We start from the raw sequence: 7,875 nt of genomic DNA on the forward strand, positions 1-7,875 counted from the left end.
CCTGTACGGCGACCACCGACTGGAACCTCAAGTTCGACTACGTCTTCCTCCGCGGCATCACCCCACGCACCCACCTCGTCCGCCCCAGCCCCCACTCGGACCACCACCTGCTGCAGACCGACCTGAACGTCTCATAGGCGACCGGGGGCCCGGAGAAAACCAGGGGCGGGCGTCGAAGATCGCTGGGTAGAGTGCAGGCGCTCCGCCCCCCCATGACCCCGTCGCCGAGGAGGCCGTCCCCCATGGACCCCGTCACGCTGATCACCGGCGGCTCGACCGGAATCGGCGCCGCCACCGCCCGCGCCCTGCTCAAGCAGGGCCACCGCGTGGCCGTCACCGGACGCGACGCGGGCAAGCTGGCCGCCTTCGCCGCCACCGCGGGGGCGGGCGAGCGGCTGCTGACGATCACCGGCGACGCCGGCGAAGCGGAGGACGTCGCCGCCGCCGTCCGCCAGGTGGTGGACACCTGGGGCCGGTTGGACAACGTCGTGGCCAACGCCGGTTTCTCCCTGCCGGGCAACCTGGAGACCCACGCCCCCGAAGACATGCGCGCCATGATCCTCACCAACGTCCTGGGCCCCGCCCTGCTGATCCAGGAGACCCTGCCCCACCTGAGGGCCTCCCGGGGCCGCATCGTGATCATCGGCTCGGTCGCCGGCGTCCGCCACACCCCCGGCAACCTCTACTCCGTCACCAAGTGGGCCGCCCACGCCCTCGCCGAGAACACCCGCCTCCTGGTCGGCCAGGACGGAGTCGGCGTCACGGTCGTCGCCCCCGGCATCGTGGACACCCCCTTCTGGCACGCCCGCGGAGGCACCCCCGAGACGGCCGCCACGATGACCGCCGAGCAGATCGCGGACACGATCGTGTTCGCCGTCAACCAGCCCGCGGGCGTGGACATCAACCACATCACGATGCGGCCGACGGGGCAGCTCGGCTGAGGCCCGGGGGAGGACGACGGATGATGCGGGGGAGGACCGCCTTCGGGTTCCGGTAGCGCGCCCAGGACAGCCCTGGGGCGTGTTACGGAGGCCAACGTGTCACGAACCGCCCACCACGTTCCCCACCACCAGACGCCGTACGGCAAACGCCGCCGTGCGGAGCGCGACTCACCGCTCTGGCGTGAGCAACTCCGCGGACGGCCCTGGCGCCGCGTCGACTTCTTCGGCCTGCGCTACTCCCACGCCGAAAAGGCCCGAGCGGCCGAGGAGGGACGCCGCCCCCGGCCCCGGCGCATCCGCCGCGCCTTCGAGGTCCACGCCTACTGCTGCGCCTGGCGCTCCGCTTCCCTCAAGGAGGCGGCGAACCGCCGGGAACGCGTGGCCCGCATGCGGCTCCGCGTCCAGGCACGCCGTGCGCTGTGGGACCCCGAGACCGTCATCGAGCCGTACCGCACCCGCCACCAGGAGCACTGGCACTCCTGGTAGCCCGCACGAAAAAGGCCCCCGCTCCGGCGGGGGCCCGCCCCGGACCGGCGGCCATGATGGCCTGCCAGGGTGCGGAGTCGAAGACGAGCGTGATCGCCGTGATCCGGCCGTCGCGGAGGCGGAAGTGCTCGGCGGTGCGCTGGGTGATGCCGACGGCCGGGACGGTGTGGACGTCGTAGACCAGGGTGGCCTCGGCTTCGCCGTACAGCTCGCTGATCAGCTCGACGCCGGTGACGACGCCGAGGAGTCCGTCCAGTCCGTCCAGGTGACCGGTGGGGCTCTCGGAGGTGATGAACGGGCTGCGGAAGCGGAAGCCTTCGCCGATCTGGGCGGCGGCCGCCGCCACGTCACCGCCGAACCGGGCCTCGTGGTAGGCCCTGACGGTGTTCCGGGCGGTGGGTGTGGTGGTCGTCATGCGGTTCTCCGGGTCGTCGGGGTCGTCGGCGGTCGGGGCGGTTGGGGCGTGGGTGTGGCGGGTTCAGGAAGCCGGGTCGTCGGCCCGGGCACGGTCCAGGTGTTCCTCGATCCGGTGCTGGTTCTCGACCAGGCGCAGGCACAGGTGCCTGAACCGGGCGAGTTCCTCGGCGTCGAAGCCCTGGAAGACGGCCGCCATCGCGCGCTGCGTCGGCCGGCGGAACGCCTCCAGCCAGTCGGCACCGGCCGGAGTCATCCTGGCCCGGACCGAGCGGCGGTCCCGCGGGTCCTGGACCCGCTGCGCCAGTCCGTCGCGTTCCAGGGTGTCGACCAGCCCGGTGACGTTGCGGGAACTCACACCGGCCGCGCGGGCCAGCTCCCCGATGCTCAGCCCCTCTTCGGGCGCCGTGCCCAGCCGGGCCAGGACGTCGAGCGCCCCCGCGCTCAGCCCGCGCCCGCCCGCACCGTGCGAGCGCAGCCGGTCGATGGCCTGCGAGGCCGAGCGGACGGCGGCCGCCGCCTCCAGCGCGAGGGAGTCGTCGCCGCGGGCGAACGAGCCCATCGACGCCCGCGCGCCGACGTCGTAGGGGTTCAACCCTCGGCCGGCCCCCACCGGTGACGGGCGGTCAGCTGGCCCTGGGCGTAGGGGTCGGCCTCGCAGCTGTACGGGCCGCCGTGGCCGGCGAGGAGTTCGGTGATCCGGTACCACTCCGCCAGCGCCGCCCGCAGGGGCGGGTCGGCGTCGGCCACGTCGCCGACGCCGGCCCGCACGCGCTCCAGCGCGGCCACCGCCTGATGGTGGGTCATGCCCGCGGCCTCGTCCCGCACCCGGGTGCGGGCCTCGGCCTCGCCCGGGGACGGTTCGTGCGGCTCCAGTTCCGCCTCGACCACGGCCTCTGCTTCTGCTTCGTCGGACACGGCGACCCCCTCCTCGGACACCCTGGGCCGCCCCTACCCCGGGGGTGCGCCCGCAACCCCCGCGGTTCAGGAGGACAGCGCGGCGGAGACCACCGAACGCGCCGCCTCCTGGACTTCGGCGAGGTGCGCGGAGCCCCGGAACGATTCCGCGTAGATCTTGTAGACGTCCTCCGTGCCCGAGGGGCGGGCCGCGAACCAGGCGTGATCGGTGGTCACCTTGATCCCGCCGAACGCCGCCCCGTTGCCCGGTGCGCTGGTGAGCACCCCGGTCACCGGGTCCCCGGCCAGGGTGTCCGCGGTGACCTGCTCCGGGGACAGCCGGCCGAGGACGGCCTTCTCCTCCCGGGTGGCCGGCGCGTCGATCCGGGCGTAGGCCGGTGCGCCGAACCGGGCGGTGAGCTCGGCGTACCGCTCGGACGGGCTCTGCCCGGTGACCGCGAGGATCTCGGAGGCGAGCAGGGCGAGCAGGATGCCGTCCTTGTCGGTGGTCCACACGGCCCCGTCGCGCCGCAGGAAGGAGGCCCCCGCCGACTCCTCGCCGCCGAAGCCGATCGTGCCGCCGGCCAGGCCGTCGACGAACCACTTGAAGCCGACGGGGACCTCCACCAGTTCCCGGCCCAGGTCGGCGGCGACCCGGTCGATCATCCCCGAGGACACCAGGGTCTTGCCGATGCCCGCGGAGACCGGCCAGCCGGCGCGGTGGCGGCACAGGTAGTCGATGGCGGTGGCGAGGTAGTGGTTGGGGTTCATCAGCCCGCCGTCCGGGGTCACGATGCCGTGCCGGTCGGCGTCGGCGTCGTTGCCGGTCGTGACGTCGAACCGGTCCCGGTCCTCGATCAGCGAGGCCATGGCGTACGGGGAGGAGCAGTCCATGCGGATCTTCCCGTCCCAGTCCAGGGTCATGAACCGCCAGGTCGGGTCGGTCTCCGGGTTCACGACGGTCAGGTCGAGGCGGTGCTCCTCGGCGATGCGCCCCCAGTAGGCCACCGACGCGCCGCCGAGCGGGTCGGCCCCGATGCGCACGCCGGCGGCGCGGACGGCGTCCAGGTCGAGCACGGAGGGCAGGTCGCCGACGTACGCCCCGAGGAAGTCGTAGCGCCCGGTCGTCGGGGCCGCGAGGGCCCGCGCGTACGGCAGTCTCCGGACCTCCTTCGATCCGCCCGCGATGATCTCGTTGGCCCGGTCCTGGATCCAGCCGGTGGCGTCCGAACCGGCGGGGCCGCCGTGGGGCGGGTTGTACTTGAACCCGCCGTCGGCGGGCGGGTTGTGCGAGGGGGTGACGACCACCCCGTCGGCCAGGGCGCCGGTGCGGCCGCGGTTGTGGGTGAGGATGGCGTGGGAGACGGCGGGCGTCGGGGTGTAGCCGTCCGCCGTGTCGACGAGGACGTCCACGCCGTTGGCGGCGAACACCTCGAGCGCCGTCACCCGGGCGGGTTCGGACAGCGCGTGGGTGTCGGCCCCGAGGAACAGCGGCCCGCCCACGCCCTGCCGGGCCCGGTACTCGCAGATGGCCTGGCTGGTGGCGGCGATGTGGTCCTCGTTGAAGGCGGTGGCCAGGGACGACCCGCGGTGCCCCGAGGTGCCGAAGCTCACCCGCTGGGCCGGATCGGCGGGGTCCGGGTGCAGGGCGTAGTACGCCGTGACCAGCCGGGACACGTCGACGAGGTCCTCCGCCCGCGCCCGCTGCCCCGCTCGCTCGTTCGACATCCTTCGCTCCTCCGCATCGCCGCTCAGGTCCTCCTACCCCCACGGCCTACCCAGAGGCAGCCACTCCTATCAGCCCTTTTGAACATCTTCATCCTTGTTCAAGCCAGTGTCGGCCAGACCGCGCACGTGCCGTGGCCCGAAGTGGGTAGACGCCACCGGTCGAGGAAAGGAGCCCGGACCATGGACGGCGGCATGGAGAAGAAGCGGCAGGCACCCGGTATCGGACGCGAGGAGCAGACCAGCGCCCACCCCGGCCCGGACCCCGTACACCCCGAGGCGAGCCGCCCCGTGGCGGGCCGGCCGCCGGAGGAGCTCCGGGACCGGCAGGAGAAGAACCGGGAAGAGAGCCGGGGACGGTCGGCCCCCGCAGCACCTGCACGGCCTCGCCCCCCGGGGAGTCACCCCCGGTAGGCCGCGACCGCGATCCGGGCGAACGCCGTCACCAGCGGGTTCGTGTCGCCCCGCCGCCAGGCCACCACCACCGGGCTGGCGGCCGTCCCGGCGAGCGGCACCAGGACCAGACCCTCGGGCGGGGCGTGCCCGAGGGGGGCGAGGCCCACGGTGCCGTTCCAGAGCACGGCCTGGAGGCACTCCTGCACCGCGCGGACGACGGGGCCCTCGCGCTCCTCGCCCCCGTTCCAGTAGGCCTGCCAGAGCGGATCGGTGCCCGGCGGGAAGCGGAACCAGCGCCGGCCGGACAGCTCGGCCGGCTCCAGACGGTCCCGCCCCGCCAGCGGGTCGTCCGCGCGCAGCAGCGCCCCCACCGGATCGGCGCGCAGCTCACGCACCGTCAGACCGGTCCGGTCGAACGGCCCGCGGGTCAGCGCGACGTCGACGAGACCGGCCCGCAGCCCGCACGTCGGGTCGGCCAGGTCGGTCTCGCGGACCCGGACCTCGACACCCGGATGGTGTCGCCGGAACGCCGCGGCCAGCCGGTGGGCGCCCGGATCGGCCCGGTCGCCCAGCATGCCGACCGTGAGGGTCCCGGCGCCCGCCACGGCGGCCACCCGCGCCCGCGCCCGCTCGACCCGTTCCAGCAGTGTGCGCGCCTCGTCCAGCAGTGCCGCGCCGGCCGCGGTGAGCGCGACACCGGCGGCCGAGCGGTCCAGCAGGACCGCCCCGACGTCCGCCTCGAGCAGTTTGACCGCCCGGCTCAGCGGCGGCTGGCTCATGTGCAGCCGGGCGGCGGCCCGGCCGAAGTGGAGCTCCTCGGCGACGGCGACGAAATAGCGCAGCGTTCTCAGCTCCATGACCGGCAACGATACCCAGCCGGTATCGGGACCCTCCAGGCGGTATTGGACGGGCCCGGGGCCCCGGCGCTGGAATCGGCACATGACCGAGCACGCACGTACCACGCCCCCCGGAACCGATCCCGCCGTGTCCGTGGTCCGCCCCGGCCAGGGCGAGGAGATCGTCCTGGGCACCACCGTGATGCGCCTCCTGGAGGACGGCGCCACCACCGGCAACCGCATCGGATTCGCGGAGTCCGTCCTCGCCCCGCACACCCCCGGACCGCCGCAGCACCGCCACGCCGAGCACGACGAGGGCTTCTACGTCGTCTCCGGCACCGTGCGCTTCACCGTCGGCCGCGACAGCCACGACGCGCCCGCCGGCACCCTCGTCGTGGTCCCGCCCGGCGCCCCGCACACCTTCGCCAACGTCAGCGACGAGCCGGCCGTCATGCTCAGCACGTTCACCCCCGGCCGGTACGCGCAGTACTTCCGCGACCTCGGCGGCATGCTCGCCGGCGGCCGCCCCCTGACCCCGGAGGCCAACATCACCGCCATGGCCCGCTACGCCACCCGCCCCGCGACCGAGTTCCCGCGGCCGCCGGGGGTCAGTGGGTGACGACCGCGGTGTTCTGGCAGGCGGTCAGCAGCCAGCGGCCGTCGTCCTGCCTGGACATCACGTACAGCGGGGCGCCCTCGCTCTCCTCGCCCGGCGACAGGTAGCGCTGGCGGACCTTGACCGCCGCGACGTCGGGACGGACGAAGAGGACGTGGACCACCTCGTAGGTGACCTCGCCGTCCCAGTCGGCCGAGGGGAGGACCCTGCGGGTGAACTCCGCGATCTCGTCGAGGCCCGTGAGGACCTTGCCGTGGGCCGTCGTCCAGATCGCGTCGGGGTGGAAGAGGCCGAGGAACTCCTCCGGGTCCTTGTGCTGCTGGGCGTGCTCGACGGTGGCGACGACCTGCCCGATGGCTTCGACGGCTTCGACGGCTGCGGCGTACGCAGTGGATTCCGTGTTCATGCGCACCACGGTCCTCCCTCAACCGAGGTTGAGGTCAAGGGCCGAGCCGGCAGCTCGTGAGCGGGTCCTCGCCCGCGGCGGGACGCGGCACCGTGCGGCTCGCCGGCGGCGGTGCGCCGCGGCCAAGCCAGGTCTCCAGGGCGGCCAGTGCGGCGCGGTGGCAGGGGACGAGCGGACGGAGCCGGTCGGGGAAGGCGTCGAACAGGGAGTCGACGTGGGTGCCTCCCTCGATCCGGTAGTACCGCAGGAGACGGCCCCGCCCCGCGTCGGTGACCATCCGCGCGTAGACGTCGGAGTCCTGACTGATCGGCAGCAGCACGTCCAGCGTGCCGTGCAGGGTGATGAGGGGCTTGCCGATCCGGCCCGTCAGCGCGATCTCGGCGACCGCGTCGTGGACGCTCCGGGGCCGCAGGCGGTAGTCGTAGTCCGCGTCGCAGGCGGGGGTGCCCGGCGCGCAGAACGGCGTCCCCGCCTCCAGCGGGCCGTCGTAGCCCGGGTCCAGCTCCTCGCGGTAGATCCGCTGGGTCAGGTCCCAGTAGTACTGGTGGTGGAAGGGCCACAGGAACTCCGAGCCGGCCGGGAAGCCCGCCGCGAGGAGCTCCTGACGGGCCTGCTCCGCGCCCGCGCCCCCCGCCGCGTAGCGCGGGTAGGCGGCGAGGGCCGGCGGCAGGAAGGTGAGCAGGTGGGGCCCCTGCTTCCGCCAGAGGGTGCCCTCCCAGTCCACGCCGCCGTCGTACAGCTCGGGATGGTTCTCCAGCTGCCAGCGCACCAGGTAGCCGCCGTTGGACATGCCGGTGGCGAGCGTGCGGGAGGGCGGCCGCCGGTAGCGCTGGGCGACGACGGCGCGGGCCGCCCGGGTCAGCTGGGTGACCCGGGCGTTCCACTCGGCGATCGCGTCCCCGGGATGGCGGCCGTCGCGGTGGAAGGCGGTGCCCGTGTTGCCCTTGTCGGTCGCCGCGAAGGCGTATCCGCGGGCCAGGACCCAGTCGCCGATGGCCCGGTCGTTGGCGTACTGCTCGCGCACCCCCGGCGAGCCGGTGACGACCAGGCCCCCGTTCCAGTGGTCCGGCAGGCGGATCACGAACTGGGAGTCGTGGTTCCAGCCGTGATCGGTGTTGCCGGTCGAGGAGTCCGGGAAGTACCCGTCGACCTGTATTC

Annotated in this window: 10 protein-coding genes and 1 pseudogene; 4 read left to right on the forward strand and 7 right to left on the reverse strand. The window is 73.9% G+C overall.

Going from position 1 to position 7,875, the window contains the following annotated elements; all coding sequences use genetic code 11:
* The 3 genes and pseudogenes from ACFVXK_RS35390 to ACFVXK_RS35400 form a co-directional block, all read left to right on the forward strand.
* Positions 1 to 137, forward strand: a pseudogene (locus tag ACFVXK_RS35390) (endonuclease/exonuclease/phosphatase family protein); the annotation flags it as partial.
* Between the two features lie 105 nt (positions 138 to 242).
* Entirely contained in the window at positions 243 to 941 is a 699-nt protein-coding gene (locus ACFVXK_RS35395; protein WP_389620432.1) for an SDR family oxidoreductase, read from the forward strand.
* Between the two features lie 96 nt (positions 942 to 1,037).
* Positions 1,038 to 1,427, forward strand: coding sequence for a hypothetical protein (locus ACFVXK_RS35400; RefSeq protein ID WP_389620435.1), 390 nt, complete (start codon positions 1,038 to 1,040; stop codon positions 1,425 to 1,427).
* On the opposite strand, the gene ACFVXK_RS35405 is transcribed toward ACFVXK_RS35400, so the two are convergent.
* From ACFVXK_RS35405 to ACFVXK_RS35425, 5 genes are all read right to left on the reverse strand, one after another.
* Positions 1,378 to 1,842, reverse strand: coding sequence for a hypothetical protein (locus ACFVXK_RS35405; RefSeq protein ID WP_389620438.1), 465 nt, complete (start codon positions 1,840 to 1,842; stop codon positions 1,378 to 1,380). The genes ACFVXK_RS35400 and ACFVXK_RS35405 overlap by 50 nt on opposite strands.
* Before the next feature lie 63 nt (positions 1,843 to 1,905).
* On the reverse strand, positions 1,906 to 2,436 hold the full coding sequence (locus ACFVXK_RS35410; RefSeq protein WP_389620440.1) for a MarR family winged helix-turn-helix transcriptional regulator: 531 nt from the start codon (positions 2,434 to 2,436) through the stop codon (positions 1,906 to 1,908).
* On the reverse strand, positions 2,433 to 2,759 hold the full coding sequence (locus ACFVXK_RS35415; RefSeq protein WP_389620443.1) for a hypothetical protein: 327 nt from the start codon (positions 2,757 to 2,759) through the stop codon (positions 2,433 to 2,435). The genes ACFVXK_RS35410 and ACFVXK_RS35415 overlap by 4 nt, the downstream gene beginning before the upstream one ends.
* Positions 2,760 to 2,825: 66 nt before the next feature.
* On the reverse strand, positions 2,826 to 4,466 hold the full coding sequence (gene pgm / locus ACFVXK_RS35420) for a phosphoglucomutase (alpha-D-glucose-1,6-bisphosphate-dependent) (protein WP_389620446.1): 1,641 nt from the start codon (positions 4,464 to 4,466) through the stop codon (positions 2,826 to 2,828).
* A gap of 398 nt (positions 4,467 to 4,864) precedes the next feature.
* The gene (locus ACFVXK_RS35425; RefSeq protein WP_389620449.1) at positions 4,865 to 5,716 is read right to left on the reverse strand and encodes a LysR family transcriptional regulator; all 852 of its coding nucleotides are present in this window, start codon (positions 5,714 to 5,716) and stop codon (positions 4,865 to 4,867) included.
* An 82-nt stretch (positions 5,717 to 5,798) separates the two neighbouring features.
* On the opposite strand from ACFVXK_RS35425, the gene ACFVXK_RS35430 reads away from it, so the two are divergent.
* On the forward strand, positions 5,799 to 6,314 hold the full coding sequence (locus ACFVXK_RS35430) for a cupin domain-containing protein (protein ID WP_389620452.1): 516 nt from the start codon (positions 5,799 to 5,801) through the stop codon (positions 6,312 to 6,314).
* On the opposite strand, the gene ACFVXK_RS35435 is transcribed toward ACFVXK_RS35430, so the two are convergent.
* The gene (locus ACFVXK_RS35435; protein ID WP_389620455.1) at positions 6,304 to 6,717 is read right to left on the reverse strand and encodes an SgcJ/EcaC family oxidoreductase; all 414 of its coding nucleotides are present in this window, start codon (positions 6,715 to 6,717) and stop codon (positions 6,304 to 6,306) included. The genes ACFVXK_RS35430 and ACFVXK_RS35435 overlap by 11 nt on opposite strands.
* A gap of 34 nt (positions 6,718 to 6,751) precedes the next feature.
* Positions 6,752 to 7,875: 3-hydroxybutyrate oligomer hydrolase family protein (locus ACFVXK_RS35440; protein ID WP_389620458.1), on the reverse strand; the 1,124-nt coding region annotated here is incomplete at its 5' end.

The organism is Streptomyces sp. NPDC058157, from assembly GCF_042884105.1.
Taxonomy (GTDB): Bacteria; Actinomycetota; Actinomycetes; order Streptomycetales; family Streptomycetaceae; genus Streptomyces.